The organism is Blautia sp. SF-50, from assembly GCF_900101315.1.
Classification (GTDB): domain Bacteria; phylum Bacillota; class Clostridia; order Lachnospirales; family Lachnospiraceae; genus Blautia_A; species Blautia_A fusiformis.
In genome coordinates this window covers 83,827-100,193 of record NZ_FMUW01000011.1, presented here as the reverse complement: position 1 = coordinate 100,193, position 16,367 = coordinate 83,827, and the positions used below count along the sequence as shown (strand labels likewise).

18 protein-coding genes and 2 pseudogenes are annotated in these 16,367 nt (G+C 38.0%); 14 read left to right on the top strand and 6 right to left on the bottom strand.

What is annotated here, in order from left to right; translation table 11 throughout:
• Positions 1-141 precede the first annotated feature (141 nt).
• From BLP57_RS09055 to BLP57_RS09015, 9 genes are all read left to right on the top strand, one after another.
• Positions 142-456: a hypothetical protein gene (locus BLP57_RS09055; RefSeq protein WP_092071127.1), complete on the top strand. Its 315-nt coding sequence runs from the start codon at positions 142-144 to the stop codon at positions 454-456.
• A 134-nt stretch (positions 457-590) separates the two neighbouring features.
• Positions 591-1,568, top strand: coding sequence for a choloylglycine hydrolase (bsh, locus tag BLP57_RS09050; protein ID WP_015526515.1), 978 nt, complete (start codon positions 591-593; stop codon positions 1,566-1,568).
• A 38-nt stretch (positions 1,569-1,606) separates the two neighbouring features.
• Entirely contained in the window at positions 1,607-2,287 is a 681-nt protein-coding gene (locus tag BLP57_RS09045) for a GTP pyrophosphokinase (protein ID WP_005347231.1), read from the top strand.
• A gap of 35 nt (positions 2,288-2,322) precedes the next feature.
• Positions 2,323-3,882, top strand: a complete 1,560-nt coding sequence (gene cls, locus BLP57_RS09040; protein ID WP_092071124.1) for a cardiolipin synthase — start codon at positions 2,323-2,325, stop codon at positions 3,880-3,882.
• A gap of 290 nt (positions 3,883-4,172) precedes the next feature.
• Entirely contained in the window at positions 4,173-5,606 is a 1,434-nt protein-coding gene (locus tag BLP57_RS09035; protein ID WP_092071121.1) for a phospholipase D family protein, read from the top strand.
• Positions 5,585-6,295, top strand: coding sequence for a response regulator transcription factor (locus BLP57_RS09030; RefSeq protein ID WP_059086533.1), 711 nt, complete (start codon positions 5,585-5,587; stop codon positions 6,293-6,295). Before BLP57_RS09035 ends, BLP57_RS09030 begins: the two co-directional genes overlap by 22 nt.
• Positions 6,295-7,338, top strand: coding sequence for a HAMP domain-containing sensor histidine kinase (locus BLP57_RS09025; RefSeq protein ID WP_092071118.1), 1,044 nt, complete (start codon positions 6,295-6,297; stop codon positions 7,336-7,338). Before BLP57_RS09030 ends, BLP57_RS09025 begins: the two co-directional genes overlap by 1 nt.
• A 33-nt stretch (positions 7,339-7,371) precedes the next feature.
• Positions 7,372-8,436 carry an FUSC family protein gene (locus tag BLP57_RS09020; protein ID WP_092071115.1) on the top strand — a complete coding sequence of 355 codons (1,065 nt, stop codon included), beginning with the start codon at positions 7,372-7,374 and terminating at the stop codon, positions 8,434-8,436.
• On the top strand, positions 8,426-8,998 hold the full coding sequence (locus BLP57_RS09015) for a CDP-alcohol phosphatidyltransferase family protein (RefSeq protein ID WP_092071112.1): 573 nt from the start codon (positions 8,426-8,428) through the stop codon (positions 8,996-8,998). Before BLP57_RS09020 ends, BLP57_RS09015 begins: the two co-directional genes overlap by 11 nt.
• Positions 8,999-9,175: 177 nt before the next feature.
• Here BLP57_RS09015 and BLP57_RS09010 read toward each other — a convergent pair whose 3' ends face one another.
• Both BLP57_RS09010 and BLP57_RS09005 read right to left on the bottom strand, forming a co-directional pair.
• Positions 9,176-9,328, bottom strand: coding sequence for a hypothetical protein (locus tag BLP57_RS09010; protein ID WP_242872587.1), 153 nt, complete (start codon positions 9,326-9,328; stop codon positions 9,176-9,178).
• 13 nt (positions 9,329-9,341) lie between these two features.
• Positions 9,342-9,665: pseudogene (locus tag BLP57_RS09005) on the bottom strand (S24 family peptidase); the annotation flags it as partial.
• Positions 9,666-10,064: 399 nt separating this feature from the next.
• On the opposite strand from BLP57_RS09005, the gene BLP57_RS09000 reads away from it, so the two are divergent.
• Positions 10,065-10,628, top strand: a complete 564-nt coding sequence (locus BLP57_RS09000) for a hypothetical protein (protein WP_092071109.1) — start codon at positions 10,065-10,067, stop codon at positions 10,626-10,628.
• A 74-nt stretch (positions 10,629-10,702) separates the two neighbouring features.
• Here the strand turns inward: BLP57_RS09000 and BLP57_RS08995 are convergent, their stop codons facing one another.
• The 3 genes from BLP57_RS08995 to BLP57_RS18695 form a co-directional block, all read right to left on the bottom strand.
• Positions 10,703-10,912 (bottom strand): DUF6219 family protein, encoded by a 210-nt coding sequence (locus BLP57_RS08995; protein WP_005421572.1) that lies wholly within the window; start codon positions 10,910-10,912, stop codon positions 10,703-10,705.
• A gap of 66 nt (positions 10,913-10,978) precedes the next feature.
• A complete protein-coding gene (locus tag BLP57_RS08990) occupies positions 10,979-11,581 on the bottom strand; it encodes a Type 1 glutamine amidotransferase-like domain-containing protein (RefSeq protein ID WP_092071107.1) in 603 nt (200 codons plus the stop codon).
• Between the two features lie 353 nt (positions 11,582-11,934).
• A complete protein-coding gene (locus tag BLP57_RS18695; RefSeq protein WP_092071104.1) occupies positions 11,935-12,180 on the bottom strand; it encodes a helix-turn-helix domain-containing protein in 246 nt (81 codons plus the stop codon).
• 136 nt (positions 12,181-12,316) lie between these two features.
• Here BLP57_RS18695 and BLP57_RS08980 point away from each other — a divergent pair, with 136 nt between their 5' ends.
• Both BLP57_RS08980 and BLP57_RS08975 read left to right on the top strand, forming a co-directional pair.
• On the top strand, positions 12,317-13,342 hold the full coding sequence (locus BLP57_RS08980) for a molybdopterin-binding protein (RefSeq protein ID WP_021650138.1): 1,026 nt from the start codon (positions 12,317-12,319) through the stop codon (positions 13,340-13,342).
• A 49-nt stretch (positions 13,343-13,391) separates the two neighbouring features.
• Entirely contained in the window at positions 13,392-14,399 is a 1,008-nt protein-coding gene (locus tag BLP57_RS08975) for a molybdopterin molybdotransferase MoeA (RefSeq protein WP_092071101.1), read from the top strand.
• Between the two features lie 167 nt (positions 14,400-14,566).
• Here the strand turns inward: BLP57_RS08975 and BLP57_RS08970 are convergent, their stop codons facing one another.
• Positions 14,567-15,199 carry a formate dehydrogenase accessory sulfurtransferase FdhD gene (locus BLP57_RS08970; RefSeq protein ID WP_330389402.1) on the bottom strand — a complete coding sequence of 211 codons (633 nt, stop codon included), beginning with the start codon at positions 15,197-15,199 and terminating at the stop codon, positions 14,567-14,569.
• A 237-nt stretch (positions 15,200-15,436) separates the two neighbouring features.
• Here BLP57_RS08970 and BLP57_RS08965 point away from each other — a divergent pair, with 237 nt between their 5' ends.
• Both BLP57_RS08965 and moaC read left to right on the top strand, forming a co-directional pair.
• Positions 15,437-15,892, top strand: a complete 456-nt coding sequence (locus BLP57_RS08965) for an MOSC domain-containing protein (RefSeq protein ID WP_015526506.1) — start codon at positions 15,437-15,439, stop codon at positions 15,890-15,892.
• Positions 15,882-16,367, top strand: a pseudogene (gene moaC, locus BLP57_RS08960) (cyclic pyranopterin monophosphate synthase MoaC). Before BLP57_RS08965 ends, moaC begins: the two are co-directional and overlap by 11 nt.

The following is a 16,367-nucleotide window of genomic DNA, read 5'->3' as shown; positions in this document are numbered from 1 at the left end:
TGGACATGACAAGAGAACGTATTATTGATTTTATTATATCGTGAGGAGGATATGAAAATGAGCGAAAACAATGATTATATTCAGTTACCACCACTTAAAAAAGACACACCGTCCGATGTGGTAGCATTTATGTGGTAGTACATGAAAGTACCGGAGGATTCAAGAGAAAAAGTTAAGAATCTGCTTAAAGATGCAAATGAAAATGGCGTAAAATTAAGTCATCAGGCACCAACACTGTATGATGTTGTCCCAAAAGAAGAAATTGCTGAATTTGAAGAGCTTATGCGCAAAACCATAGCTGACATTGTATCAGAAGCCAGTAGCGTTGCCTGTTGGGTGTATGTGCAGAAATATGTGAAGCACAAAACCCTAAACGAAATGCTGCAAGAATTGCCAGACGTAGGTCAATTCATCCTAGCTATGGATACCTGGTTTGAAAAACTGATGGAGAAATAATCTAGGAAAATAGTTTAAAGTTTACATGTTATGATCATGTATGAAGTTGGAACAGAATAAAAGATTGTGCTATACTATTGTTCAAGAAAAAAACTCATTGACATATTTCAATCTATTTAGGAGGATAAATGATCATGTGTACAGCAGCAACTTATAAAACAAAAGATTTTTACTTTGGACGAACCCTCGATTATGAATTCTCTTATGGTGATCAGATAGTAATTACACCACGTAATTATGCGTTTAATTTTCGCCATGTTGACGATATGAAAAATCATTATGCAATTATTGGAATGGCTCATGTTGCAGAGGATTATCCTTTGTATTATGATGCTATGAATGAAAAAGGAGTGGCAATGGCAGGACTGAATTTTGTCGGAAATGCTGTTTATTCCGCGATTAAGCCAGATGTGGAAAATATTGCACAGTTTGAATTTATTCCGTGGATTTTAAGTCAGTGTTCTTCTTTAGTTGAAGTTCGCGAGCTTCTTGAACGAATTAATATTGTTAATACTCCTTTCAGCGAGCAATTACCATTAGCACAATTACACTGGATCATTTCTGATGAGAATGAGTCAATTACGGTAGAATCTATGTCGGATGGTTTGCATATTTATGACAATCCAGTAGGAGTGCTTACGAATAATCCGCCATTTCCACAGCAGATGTTTCAACTAAATAATTATATGTATTTATCTCCTAAACAGCCCAGAAATACTTTCTGCGAAAATTTGGCTCTTGATGCATATAGTAGAGGTATGGGAGGATTAGGTCTTCCGGGAGATCTCTCATCTTCCTCACGCTTTGTACGTGTAGCTTTTACAAAGGTAAATGCAATTTCAGGTGAATCAGAGGAAGAAAGCGTTAGCCAATTCTTCCACATTCTCGGATCTGTGGATCAGCAACGAGGATGTTGCGAAGTAGCGGATGGAAAATATGAAATCACATTGTATACGTCGTGTTGTAATGTTACAAAAGGTATTTATTATTACAATACTTATGAAAACCATCAGATCAGTGCAGTAGATATGCATGTAGAAAATCTGGATAGTGATAAAATGATTTGTTATCCAGTAATTCAAGGAGAACGAATCAACTATCAAAATAAATAATGTTTTGAAATCAGGGATGAGGTAGAAAGGAAAGTTCCATGACAAAAGATGAAGTAAAAAAACTCAGGATGAACAGTCCGGAATCACTACAGTTTTTAAATAATGCTACAAAATTTTATAATTTAATGATGATGTATCGTTGTGCTATTCGGGAGATACAAACTAAACTTGAGGTTTTGGATGATGAATTTTCAGTTGAGAACAATCGAAATCCTATTTCTTTTATAAAAACAAGAATTAAGAAGCCCAATAGTATTTACGATAAACTGCAGAAGATGGGATATGAATTTACAACAGAAAATATACAGACATATCTCAATGATGTAGCAGGCGTTCGAATAGTTTGTGCGTTTATTGACGATATTTATATGATATCAGATTTGATTACCCAACAGGATGATATTAAAGTTATTGAAATAAAAGATTATATAAAAAATCCAAAATCGAATGGTTATCGAAGCTATCATATGATTGTCGAAATACCAGTATTTTTTGCTAAGGGTAAAACACCTATGCGTGTAGAATTACAGATTCGAACCAATGGTATGGATTTCTGGGCAACATTGGAACATCAACTTCGCTATAAAAAAGGAATTGAAGAAATGCCTGGCTATGATGAGATAAGTGAAGAATTACTTCATTCTGCAAGAGCTATCATTGAAGCAGATAATGAAATGCAGAGAATAAAAGACAAAATTGGTATGTTCCACGAAATTTAGGGAGAAAACTGAGCAAGTAGGAAGGTGGAATATATATGAAACAAGATACTTTAGAGGGCAAAGCAAAAACAAAAAATGGGGTAAAACGACTGTGTTTTTCTATAATCTGCATTCTTCTGGAAGTGATTTTTATTATTACTATCGTAACACGCTTGAATGAATATGCAGAAATCATAAATTTATTTACAAGGATTTTGAGTGGGATCTTGGTTTTGGGATTGTACGCATCAAATAAGACATCCTCTATGAAAATGCCTTGGGTCATCTTAATTCTAATTTTCCCAATTATGGGTGTAGGCCTGTATTTGTTGATTGGTTTGAATGGTGGCACACATAAAATGCGTGAGAGATATGCAGAAATTGATAGCAAATTGTTACCAATGCTTCCGGACGGTCAGGAGTGTTTGAGCAAAATAAAAGAAACAATTCCGAAAGCAGGAAATATAGCAAGTTACATACAAAGAAATTCGCAGTATCCAATCTATCAGAATACGGATATTGTGTATTTTGATGAAGCAGTGAAAGGATTAGAGGCACAGCTTAAGGATTTGGAGAAAGCACAGAAGTTTATCTTTATGGAATATCATGCGATAGAAGACGCTGAAGCATGGCATAAGATTCAAGATGTTCTGGAAGAGCGAGTAAAAGCAGGTGTGGAAGTTAGAGTATTCTACGATGATATGGGTTCTATAGGCTTTATTAACACAGATTTTGTGAAAAAGATGGAGGCAATAGGAATTCATTGCCGTGTATTTAATCCGTTTATGCCAGGTTTAAATCTGTTTTTGAACAATCGTGATCATAGAAAAATAACAGTTATTGATGGAAAAGTCGGATTTACAGGTGGATATAATCTAGCAAACGAATATTTTAATTACACACACCCGTATGGACAGTGGAAAGATACAGGTATTCGTTTAGAAGGAGATGCTGTTCAGTCGCTTACGGTGACATTTTTGGAAATGTGGAATGCAGTAAGTGATAAGGATGCTAATGATTCTGATTTTAGTAAATACCTTTTCCACTATGATTATGCGGCACAGCAAACTGGGTTTGTTCAACCTTATGCAGACAGCCCTATGGATAATGAGCAAGTAGGAGAAGAAGTTTATATCAGTATGATAAATAAAGCTGAAAAATATTGTTGGTTTATGACTCCATATCTAATCATAACAGATGAAATGACGCATGCGTTATGTCTGGCTGCTAAGCGAGGGGTAGACGTAAGAATTATCACACCTGGTATCCCTGATAAAAAATTCATTTATAATATAACTCGTTCTTTTTATCATGGATTAGTTAAACATGGTGTTCGTGTTTATGAGTGGACTCCTGGTTTCTGTCATGCAAAAATGAGTGTGGCAGATGACTGTATGGCAACTTGTGGAACAATTAATTTGGATTATCGAAGTTTATATCACCATTTTGAAAACGGCTGTTTTATGGCAGATTGTCAGGCAGTTGTGGAAATAAAAAATGATCTGATAAGAACGCTGGGAGAATGTCGTGATGTGACAGACCAATATCAAACCGGACGAAGTGCATATTTGCGACTGGGACAATTATTTATGAGATTATTTGCTGGATTGCTATAAGAATCTGATGAAACGACCTTTCAAAAAACAGTTGATTTAGAAGTTAACTGTTTTTGAAAGGCCGTTTTTGCTATATCTAACAGTCTGTTGTACAAAGAAGATTTTGCATGGATAGTGATTAATACAACGGAGTAAGAAAAGCTCCTTCATATATTAGAATAAAAATATGACTGTTTCTTTAAAAAGAAGCCGGTCATATTTTTTTATGAAAAATAAATTTTGTTGAGGTTAAATTGAGATTGACTTTGTATTGTATAAGTATGAAATAAAAAGGAATCAGGTGATGTACAATGAAAAAGCATAAAATATGTAAAATCCTTCTTGTTATACTGGCAATTTTTTTATGTGTGGCTTTTTATGAATTGCTCGGAATCTGCGTTGCATATAAAAAACAGCCGGAAGTGTCCAATACAACCAAAAAAGAAACAAAAAATGGGTCATGGAACGAATGCAGTGAAAATACAGAACGGGCAGTAATCATAGAAAAGAATCCAGAAGCACTTTTACAAAGAGTGCGTTTGATCAAGAATGCAAAAAAGGAAATTATTCTTTCTACTTTTGCATTTCAATCCGATGAAAGTGGAAAATTGATTTTAGGAGCACTGCATGATGCGGCAGACAGAGGTGTACATATTCGTCTGTTAGTAGATGGAATGGAGAGCTGGATTGATATGGAAGGAAATCCGTATTTCTATGGATTATCTTCCCATGAGAATGTTGAAATTAAACTGTATAATAAGGCCAATCCGTTGAAACCGTGGAAAATGATGGGTAGAATGCATGATAAATATTTGATTGCAGATGGAAAGAGATATATTCTTGGGGGAAGAAATACATACAATTATTTCCTGGGTGATTTTCCGGGACATAAGAACTATGACAGAGACGTGTTAGTGGTTTGCGATGAACCTGAGAAAGAAAATTCAGTTAACCAGTTGTCAGAGTATTTTGAAACCATATGGAATCAGGAAGACAGTGGTTATTTTCATAACAATAAAAAACTGGCAAATAGAAAATCTGTAAAGAACGCAGTTTTAGAGCTGCAGAACAGCTATCAGAAATATTTTGAAGAGAATAAGGAAAGAATCTGCGAGACCAATTATACGGACGAAACTTTTGAGACAGAAAAGATTACATTAGTGTCAAATCCTATTCACACAGGTTCCAAAGAACCAGTAGTGTGGTATCAGTTGGGAGAATTGATGAAAAATGCAAAAAATCGTGTGAAGATCCACACGCCATATATTATCTGTAATGATATGATGTATAATACATGGGAGGAGATTGCAGAGAACGTTTCAGATTTTTCTATCATGACAAATTCAGTTGCGAATAATGGGAATCCATTTGGGGCTGCCGATTATGCGAAAAACAGAAATAGAATCTTAAGTACAGGAATTAATACCTGGGAATATGAAGGCGGTTATTCATACCACGGAAAAAGTATTCTGATTGACGATGATCTGTCTGTAATCGGTTCCTTTAATATGGACATGAGAAGTACATATCTGGATACGGAACTGATGCTTGTAATTCGCAGTAAAGATATTAATAAACAGTTGGAAGAGGGCATGATGGAATATGAAAAAGTGTCCCGCCAGATATTAGAAGGCGGAACTTATAATGATCCATATCATGTAGAGCCAATCGAATTGACAAAGAAACGTCAGAGAAAAATATTTTTGGTACAGCATCTGCTTGGATGGGCAAGGTATCTGTTTTAATAAGGAGGAAGGAAAACGTGTTTCAAATATTGATTGTAGAAGATGATAAAGAATTAAGCCAGCTATTCCAAAAAGTGCTTGAGAAGAATGGATATCAAGTTAAAAGTGCATCGGATGGAGCACAGGCATTAGAAGTATTGGATAAGGAATATATTGATCTGATCATTTCTGATATTATGATGCCGGTTATGGATGGCTATGAACTGGTGTCAGAACTTCGTTCAGCAGGATATCAGATACCAGTGCTTATGATCACTGCGAAAGGTTCCTTTGATGATATGCGCCAGGGATTTCTTTCGGGAAGTGACGATTATATGGTAAAACCGGTAAATGTGAATGAAATGGTTTTAAGAGTCGTAGCACTGCTTCGCCGTGCACAGATACTGAATGAACACAAAATTGTGATCGGTTCAACAGAGTTTGATTATGATGCAATGACGGTTACAACTGATAAGGAAAGTTTTGTTTTGCCTAAAAAAGAATTCCTGCTTTTATATAAGCTTGCAGCTTCGCCAGGCAGAACATTTACAAAACAACAGTTGATGGATGAAGTATGGGGATACGAGACGGAGGCAGACCCACATACGATAGAGGTACATATAGGAAGAATCAGAGAGCGTTTTAAAGATAACCCTGATTTTGAAATCGTAACAATGCGTGGAATTGGATACAAGGTGGTGAAAAAATAATGGAACAAAAGAAAGAAAAAGGATTGCGGATCCGATCCTGTCTGACTGGTGCAATCTGGCTGGCACTTGTATTTTCAACAGTCATATCTGCTTTATTATTTGCTTTTTTGAATCATTTTTTTAATCTGCCGGGCAGCATACCTGTGCTTGGCTGGCTTTTGATTTTCAATACATTGATTGCAGGGCTGATCACTTCCTTTATCAATGCAAAGTTACTGGAACCAATTACCAGACTTAGTAAAGCAATGAAGGAAGTTTCTCAGGGAGATTTTGAACAGCATTTGGAAACGAACAGCCGTATAGCAGAAGTTGGAGAATCTTATCAAAGTTTTAACGTTATGACAAAAGAACTTCGTGCAACAGAGGTGCTGCAGATGGATTTTGCATCTAATGTTTCTCATGAGTTTAAGACCCCGATTAATGCCATTGAAGGATATACAATGCTGCTTCAGGGAGAAGAACTGTCTCCGGATCAAGAGGAATATGTAGAAAAAATCTTATTTAACACCCAAAGACTTTCCGGATTGGTTGGTAATATTTTGCTGTTATCCAAGTTAGAGAATCAGAATATACCAATGAAAAAAACAGAATATCGTCTGGATGAACAGATCCGCCAGGCATTTCTTTCATTGGAAACAAAATGGACAGAAAAAGAAATTGGTTTTCAGGTAGAATTGGAGGAAGTTAAATATACTGGGAATGAAGGACTTTTTATGCATATCTGGATAAATCTTTTGGATAATGCGATTAAGTTCAGCCCTTCAAAGGGGACAATTACGATGTTTCTGAAACAAGAACAGGATTCTGTTAAGTTCATTCTGGAAGATGAAGGACCCGGAATAGAGGATGATGTAAAATCCAGAATATTTGACAAGTTCTATCAGGTAGATGGATCTCATAAAGCAGAAGGAAATGGCCTAGGTCTTGCACTTGTAAAACGGATTGTAGATAGTGCCGGAGGAACAATCAAAGCAGAAAACCGTGAATATGGTGGATGCAGATTTGTTATAGAGCTGCCAAAGCAGAAAGATGAGATTATATAGTTTTAAGATAAATTAGAAGATGGGAGGATTTATATGACATTTTATCAGGAGTTGCAGTTAAATCAGGCAGGTTCTAAAAACCTGTTGAAAAAGAGTGAAACACTAAAAGAAAAATTATATCATATGTGGGTATATCTGGTGAAGATAGCTGTTACAATGGCATTTTGTTTTTTCTTTGTTAGTATTTTCAGCATCCTATTTGGAAATGAGAACAGCATTGTAGGTGTAGTAGTCTTATTATGTCTCATGGTGTTTAGAAATGCGGATCTGGGGATCCACACCGGACAATCTACGATGCTTTTGGCTTTGTTCTTTGTAATTATGACTGTATGTCCGCATTTAGCAAATCAGTTTTCACCGGTATTGGGAATGCTGTTAAATATTGCGGCACTGGCTGTGTTGATTCTGTTCGGATGCCATAATCCATTCATGTTTAATCAATCTACATTGGTTCTTGGGTATCTGCTGCTATATGGTTATGATGTTACGGGAAAAAGCTATCAGATGCGATTAGTCGGAATGGCTTTAGGTGCAGCACTTACCTGCTTCGTATTTTATCGAAATCATAAAAACAGAACTTATAAAAGAAATCTGAAAGATCTGATACAAGAATTTGATATCACTTCTTCCAGAACAAAATGGCAGATATGTCAGATTTTATGCGTACCGATTGTCCTTTGCATTGCAGAACTTTGTAATATGCCACGTGCAATGTGGGCTGGTATTGCGGCCATGTCCGCGATTTTGCCGTTTATGGAAGATATGCACTACAGAGTCCGTAAAAGGATTGTCGGAAATATTGCAGGTGTTATATGTTTTACAGTATTATATTTTCTGCTTCCTTCGTCAATCTATGCATATATAGGAATTCTTGGTGGAATCGGTGTAGGATTTTCAGCACAATATGGCTGGCAGGCAGTATTTAACACATTTGGTGCTTTAGCCATTGCTGCAGAGACTTATGGACTACAAGGAGCGGTTAGTCTTAGAGTGATTCAAAATGTTTTTGGTGTTGTGTTTGCTTTAGCATTTTGTGTTATATTTTATTGGTTTATGTCTAAAAAAAAGGAAAGTGAGATGACCGTACATGCAGAGTGAAGTGAATCAGGAAGAAAATTTGAATAGAATTATTACGGTTCCTAATCTTCTTTCTTTTTTTCGGCTTTGTCTGATTCCGGCAATTATATGGAGTTATTGTGTAAAGAAAAATCCTCTGTTAGCTGGTGAAATCTTATTGCTGTCTGGTCTTACGGATCTTGCTGATGGATATATCGCAAGAAGATTCCATAGGATTAGTAATTTAGGAAAAATACTTGATCCGGTGGCTGATAAGCTGACACAGGCAGCGATGTTAATCTGTCTGTTTACTCGTTTTCCGCATGTGCTTCTTTTAATCGTAATAATGGCAGGTAAGGAGCTGTATATGGTAGTCAGTGGATGTCTTGTGATACGAAAGACAGGAAAAGTACATGGTGCAGACTGGCATGGAAAGATAGTAACCTTTTTATTATATGGAACTGCAGCGGTGCATATTATATGGTTCCACATTACACCGATGGTATCAGATCTGTTGATTGGTTTGTGCGCTATAATGATGGTCATATCGGTCGCTCTGTATATTATCCAGAATACCAGGACTCTTAAGGAAGAGACTGTATAAGCAATTTTATATTACAATGACTAGAAAAATATTTAGGAGAAGATAGATATAAACAGTAAGTCAAACACACAAACTATGGAGTCTTTAGTCGGTTTAATAAAATTTTAGATAGAAAATAAATCATTATAAAAAGATCCTGTTCATACTATGATATATAGAACAGGATCTTTATTTACTTTATTTCGCCAGGAAATTGCTCTGAATCTCCATCGGCATAAGATAAGCCTGGCCTCGTTTTGTCAGGCTGTATAATTTAAAGCTCATTAGTTCCGGAGTCGCATTCAATGAACTGCAGAGTCCGAAATAATCCAGGTCCTCGTTCTGAACCATCAGCCTTTTAAAATTAGCCAACTACTTTTCCAAAAGTTTTTAAGGTGGATCCGGAAGTGACTTGGATAGGGGCATATTTTTTATTTAGAGAAATAAGCTGAATACCGGAATCGGATTGATGATATTTCTTTACATAAGCATCACCATCAAGGAAGAAGACACCGATTTCTCCTTCTTCAAGTGTTTCTTGTTTATGAATCCAGATGATCTGTCCATCCAGATAGAGAGGCTCCATGCTGTCACCACATACCCGGACACCGAAGTCAGCACTGGAAGATACTTCATCACCAACTTCAATTTCGGAAAAACGGTCGGAATCAAGGAATTGTCCTGTTCCAGCTGAAACCGGGAGATCATAGAGACTGAGAGTTCTTCATGGAAATTGATAAATGATTGGTTCTTCTCGAATGTATTCCCCACTTTTCATTAATAGGTTCATCTAGTCAAGAACTTTGGCTTGTCCTTCGTCATTTAATTTGGAGAAAAGTTTCTCATCCGTTCCAATCTGGAATGTTCTATTTATATCGGAAATCTCAAGAATCTCACAGAGGGCAAAAAATTGTAAAACATTTGGCAGGTTTACATTTTTTTCCCATTTACTGATAGAATGAGCTTTTACATCTAGATGTGGCTCTGCTCAAGAATAATTCTTATTGAGCTTCCGTCAAAATCACAGGGATGGGAGTGTAGAACGTCAGAGAAAGACGATTCAATACGAAAAAAGGAGATTTTGATAATGACAGAGAGAGATTATGCGATTAGATCGTTTAAGGAAATTACATTAAATGCAGCACAACATACAGAAGAGAGAATGGATCTGTACTATGAAAAGATTAAAGCACTGATGAACAATTATCAGGATTTGATTTTGGAAAATCAGATGGTTTTGGATGAATTAGAGCAAGAGTGTCAGGAAAAGATCAATGAGAATATGGCCTATGCCCTTCAATATATGGATGCCTATGATTACCGGATGAATTTGGGAAAACTGAAAAAGGAAGTGAACAATATCATTCTAATCTATGGACTTTGTGATATGGTCAACCGGGCAATGACACTGGTAAAATATTTTACACCGAATTTTGGAACCGAATATTATGATGTGCTTTATAGCTGCTTCTGCAGGCACAGAAAAATGGCGGACATGGAAATTATGCTTGAACTGGGGATGAGCCGGGCAAGTTTTTACCGGAAGAAAAAAGCAGCGCTCCGGTATCTGGGATATTATTTTTTTGAAATCGTAGTGCCACAATCTGCAAATAAACGATATAAGCCATCTTTTTCAGAAACGGAAGAGTAGATCTGAAAGAGCCTGATGGAATCTCCCCTTTCCACCAGGCTTATATATAATGGAATACTCCCCTATTCCCCTTATTATTCCGCAGATTCTTCAGCTGCAGCTTCTTTCTTTTTTCTTGATTTGCCAGAAATCATTTTATGACCTGAGTAAATGGCCATAGCCATACAAATCAGTGAACTGAATGCAAAATATTTATGAGCTGATTTCATATCCTTGTAGCCAGTGTAGCAAGTTCCGATCATGGAAACCAGTGCACCGATAGACCAGTATTTATGTGATTTCATTTGAACCTCCTGAGCTTTTTTATATCATACATCTTTTTAAGAAATATGCAAACTGGAATTTTCAAATTAGTCTTTGCAAATAACCTTTGAACCTTCACCGTCAATTACAATTCCCTGACGGTTGTTAATTGGGCATAGATTCAAATCCGAAAACTCAGTCATTATTTTCTCGGTAACTTTCTTAAATGGTGCTGTAAGATAATGCGGAAGAACATAGAAATCAATCAAATCAAGCCCTGCATCATCTTCTTGTGAGTAGTCCTCCGGCTTTTCATCCATTTGCTGGATATATTGGATGCTTGGAGCGCATATAATTGCGCCTGCCGACTCGCCGATCATCAATTTTCCATTTGCCAATTCCTTTTTCAGCAGCCCATCAGTTCCCGTTTTACGGAGCCGGTCCATAAGAAAAAAAGAATTTCCGCCGGTAAAATATATCACATCTGCATCTTCAAAAACAGACTGTATCGTTGAATAAGCCTCCGTTGAAATATCAATTTCAGTTACGATTGCTCCCAACTTTTTGAATAATTTTCGAGCCGAGCCGACATAACCGGTGTAGCCTTCACGCAGCGAAGCTGTTGGAATAAATGCGACTTTCTTATTTTCAATTTCTTCCTTTATCAGACTTCCTACACTTGAAAATTGCGAACATAAAAATAGTTTCATCAATATTCTCCTTTATAAATTCCGATTTATCTTTGCCTTATGTTATCATAATTCGGTTTAAATTGCTATAAATAGCCTTAGCTCATTAGGCTTTCTTCCGCATTTCCACATAGATAGCATTTTGATGTGTCTTCCAGGGATGAACGCAGAGCGTCAAAAGTTACATCAATGTCAGAATGGCGTTTTGCAGATACTGGTTGGGAAGATGCCTGCTCATGGGCAGAGGCATAATATGCGATGATTATGGAGATAACAATTATGACTGCCAGTATGGAAAGCCAGAAATAATCTATAATTCTTTGATTGCAAGGTATTTTGTTGTATTGCGTGTCTTGGTCAGGTTCACCTCCTCTCTATTTCGTCGAGTTTTTTAAGAAATCAATCTCCATTTGTTGCTGCTGTGTTTGAGCTTTTAGTAGTCGGTTTTCAGCTTTCAACTTCTCAATATCTGATAATTGAGAAATCGCTTTGTTCTTACCTCGTCGATCATATAATCCTTCGATTCCTTTATCTTTATATTTTCTAACCCATGCATAAACTTGTCCGTAGGAGCAACCATATTTATTCGCTGTAGAAGAATAATTACATCCCGTGTTCAAGGCTTTGCGGTAATTTTTTGGATTTCAATGTGTCAAACTCCCGTGTTTATGAAAGTTGTGTTTTTCTTGGCAATATGTTACAATTAATCCATATAAATTTATAACTTTTCTGGACAGAAAGTAAAAGGGGAACGTCATGAAGTGTATTAAAACAACGGACGCGGTAGGACATGTACTGTGCCATGATATTACCAGAATTGTGAAGGATGTGGTAAAAGATACAGCCTTTCGTAAAGGACATATTGTACAGGAAGAAGATATTCCGGTTTTGCTATCTCTGGGAAAAGACCATCTTTATGTGTGGGAGAAGGATGAAAATACTTTGCATGAAAATGAAGCAGCGCAGATTCTGTGTGATGTGTGCATCAATGAGAATATGCATCCAACGGATGTAAAAGAAGGAAAAATTGAGTTGATTGCAGATTGTGACGGAGTATTTCAGGTGGATGTGCCGAGGCTGGATGCTATTAATGAGATCGATGAGATTATGATTGCCACCCGTCATACAAATTTCCCGGTAAAAAAAGGTGACCGTCTTTTAGGAACCCGTGTGATTCCGCTGGTGATTGCAAAAGAAAAAATGGATTTGGTGAAGAAAACAGCAGGAGAAAAACCGCTGGTATCGCTGGCACCTTATAAGAAACGGAAGGTAGGAATTGTAACCACCGGAAATGAAGTATTTTATGGAAGAATTAAGGATACTTTCACACCGGTAATCATCGAAAAAATGAAATCTTACGGTGCTGAAATTCACGGACATATTCTGTGCAATGATGATATGGAAAAAATCACTGCCGCTATTATGAAATTAAAAGAAGAAGGGGCAGATCTGATTGTCTGTACCGGTGGTATGAGCGTGGATCCAGATGATAAGACACCGGGCGCGATCAAAAATACAGGAGCGAGAATCGTATCTTATGGTGCTCCGGTACTTCCGGGAGCGATGTTCCTGTTATCCTATCTGGAAGATGGCACACCGGTAATGGGACTGCCGGGATGTGTGATGTATGCAAAAGCCACCGTATTTGATCTTGTTCTGCCACGTATTATCGCAGGTATAGAAGTGACAAAAAAAGATCTGGCACATATGGGAAATGGCGGATTCTGTCTTGGCTGCAAAGAATGTCATTATCCGAACTGCAGCTTTGGAAAGGGCGTATAAGAGCAGGACAGGAGGAATAAGCATGGAAAAGCTTACGGTAGAGTAGGCACTGGAAGCACTGCTGGAACATACAAAAGTAATAGAGGAAACGGAAACTGTACCACTTTTGCAGGCATGTGGAAGAGTGTTGGCAAAGGATATGATTGCAGGATTTGATAACCCGCCGTTTGACAGATCAACTGTGGATGGTTATGCCTGCAAAGCGGAGGATATAACGGATGCATCAGAAAGTCATCCGGTACAGTTGACGGTATTGGAAGAGATTGATGCGGGGCAGTATTCCAGAGTCACAGTGGAAAAGGGGCAGGCGGTTCGGATTATGACAGGCGCAGCTATTCCGAAAGGCAGTGACTGCTGTGTCCGTCAGGAGGATACAGATTATGGAGAAGAGACTGTCAGAATCTTCCGTCCGACCGGACAGTGGCAGAATTACTGTTATCAGGGAGAGAATTTTAAAAATGGAACGGTTCTTTTGAAAAAGGGTGACAAAATCGGATTTATTGAAGCAGGTATACTGGCCAGTATGGGAGTCATAAAAGTGAAGGTTTATCGTCGGGTAAGAGCAGCTGTTCTGACTATCGGAGATGAAGTAATGGCACCCGGAAAAAGATTGATTCCGGGGAAGATTTATGATTGTAATCAGGGACTTCTGGCGGCTCGCATGAAAGAATTTGGTGCAGAACTGGTGGAAGTGGCAGCCATAGAGGATCGCCCGCAGGCTATGACAGCAGCAGGCGAAGTCATGGCTCTGGACTGGGGAATTACATTGCAGTGTGATACCACAGGAAAAGAAGACGCCAGCAGTGTAGGAGTGCGAAGTCACTTTATATATCCGGTACTACCGGAAGCAGATGGCACAACGAAAAACGTATTTCCATGTAAAGTGGAAAGAGTGATTGAGGACGTGTTTTCGTATATCTTGATCGTATCTACGAAAGAAGAAGCCAGGATTCGCGTAGATGTGACGAAAGAACAATGGCAGCAGTACCAAAAGCATATTTCTGGAAATAAGATATGGATTGGGATAGATGAAAAAGATGTGATGTTATTAAAATAAATGAAAGAATCACCGTATCAAGGTTGAGGTAATCTATGATACGGTGATTCTTTCGTGAAAAATGCGAAAAAGCTTTCAATATCCAGTTCCGGTGGTTTAATATGCGGTTGTCAAACATTATTTCGTAAATACTTTCATTCGATCCCTTCTGGCTGCACAGATCAGGGTCAGGTGATATTTTTTGCAAGATCAATTGCTTCAGAAGTAGGAGAAGCCTTGCTGGAGAGAATTGGAATCCCTGCATGGATGACCTTTAAAGTCATATCAGTTGGTATTCTGCCGCTGGAATATACCATACATTGATGCAGGTCAATATTGTGCCGCAGAGCGTAGCCGATCACTTTATCCAAAGCATTGTGCCGTCCGATATCTTCGCAGGAAAACAGAATGTGATCTTTTTGAGCGAGAATGCAGCTATGTGTGGCAAAGGTAATGCCATGGAGAGGAGAACCATCCGCAAAGGCATCCGCCATATGAAAGATCCATTCTGGTTTCCAGAAAATCGGTGTAAGTGACTGCGGCTCTTTGGATGTAACAAAGTAATCATTTAAAATATGATTGCCGGTACAGCAGGTAGGAGTTACTTCTACAAAGGCATCCGATGAGGATTGTGTGCTGCGTGCCGAATTTTTTAAATAGACTTTTGCACGTTTTCCATATTCACAGATATAGATATGATCTACATCTTCGGAAGACGTGATGATTTGTTCTGTCAGCAATCTTCCAAGAACCAGTTCAGTCAGATGCTGGGGCAGGCAAACAAGTTTCATAGTCAGATGATCATTTATATAGACATCCATCATATGTTCGTTCAATACTTCTTCTTGTTCCGTACGGGATTCTCCATTTCTTCCGATATATTGATATGTTTTTGTCTCTAGCAGAGACAGATTTTGTTATTGTTCGTTAATATACATAATTTCTCCAATTGAAAAAACAATTCTTTTATCATGTTTACTATGTGTTATACTAGATTTAGTATAACAGACATCTCTTTATTTCGAAAGAGTGAATTGAGGAATGAAGGAGGAAATAAAATGGGAAAGATTATGGCGGTAAATATCAGTGAGAAGAAAGGTACACAGAAAAAGAATGTACATAGTGCCAGACTGATGGAAGAATTTGGAATCGAGAAGGACGCCCATGCCGGCAAGTGGCATCGCCAGGTGAGTCTTCTTTCTTATGAAAAAATAGAAGAATTCAAGGCAAAGGGAGCACCGATCGAAGACGGAGCATTTGGAGAAAACCTGATTGTAAGTGGATACGATCTGAAGGCATTGCCGGTTGGCACCAGACTTCGCAGCGGAGAGGTATTATTAGAAGTGACACAGATCGGGAAAAAATGTCATAGTGGATGTGAGATTTATAAAATTATGGGTGACTGTATTATGCCAAGAGAAGGTATCTTTACCAGAGTACTTCATGGTGGCGTATTGACAGAAGGCGATGAAATTGTGATAGAGAAGGCAGCAGGTGAGGCAGATGGAGAATAAGCTGAATCATTTTGATCAGAAGGGTAACGCTGTTATGGTGGATGTGTCCGGAAAGATACCGACATCCAGAACAGCAGTAGCAAAAGGCAAGATTTGTGTCTGTCAGGCTGTGATGGATGCAGTGAAACAGGGGACTGTGAAAATAGGAGATGTACTTGGAGTAGCAAGAGTGGCTGGCATTATGGCGGTAAAACAGACATCTCATCTGATTCCGATGTGTCATCCGCTGATGATTTAGAAGTGTTCGGTAGATTTTGAACTGGATGAAGAAAATCTTGAAATTACGGCAATCTGTACAGCCAAAATGGAAGGTCAGACCGGTGTGGAGATGGAGGCGCTTACTGGTGTGAATGTGGCACTTTTGACAATTTATGACATGTGTAAGGCAATTGACAAGTCCATGGAACTGACGGACATTCATCTGGTAGAAAAAAGCGGAGGAAAAAGCGGGTTATATCGAAACCCGAAAGAATAG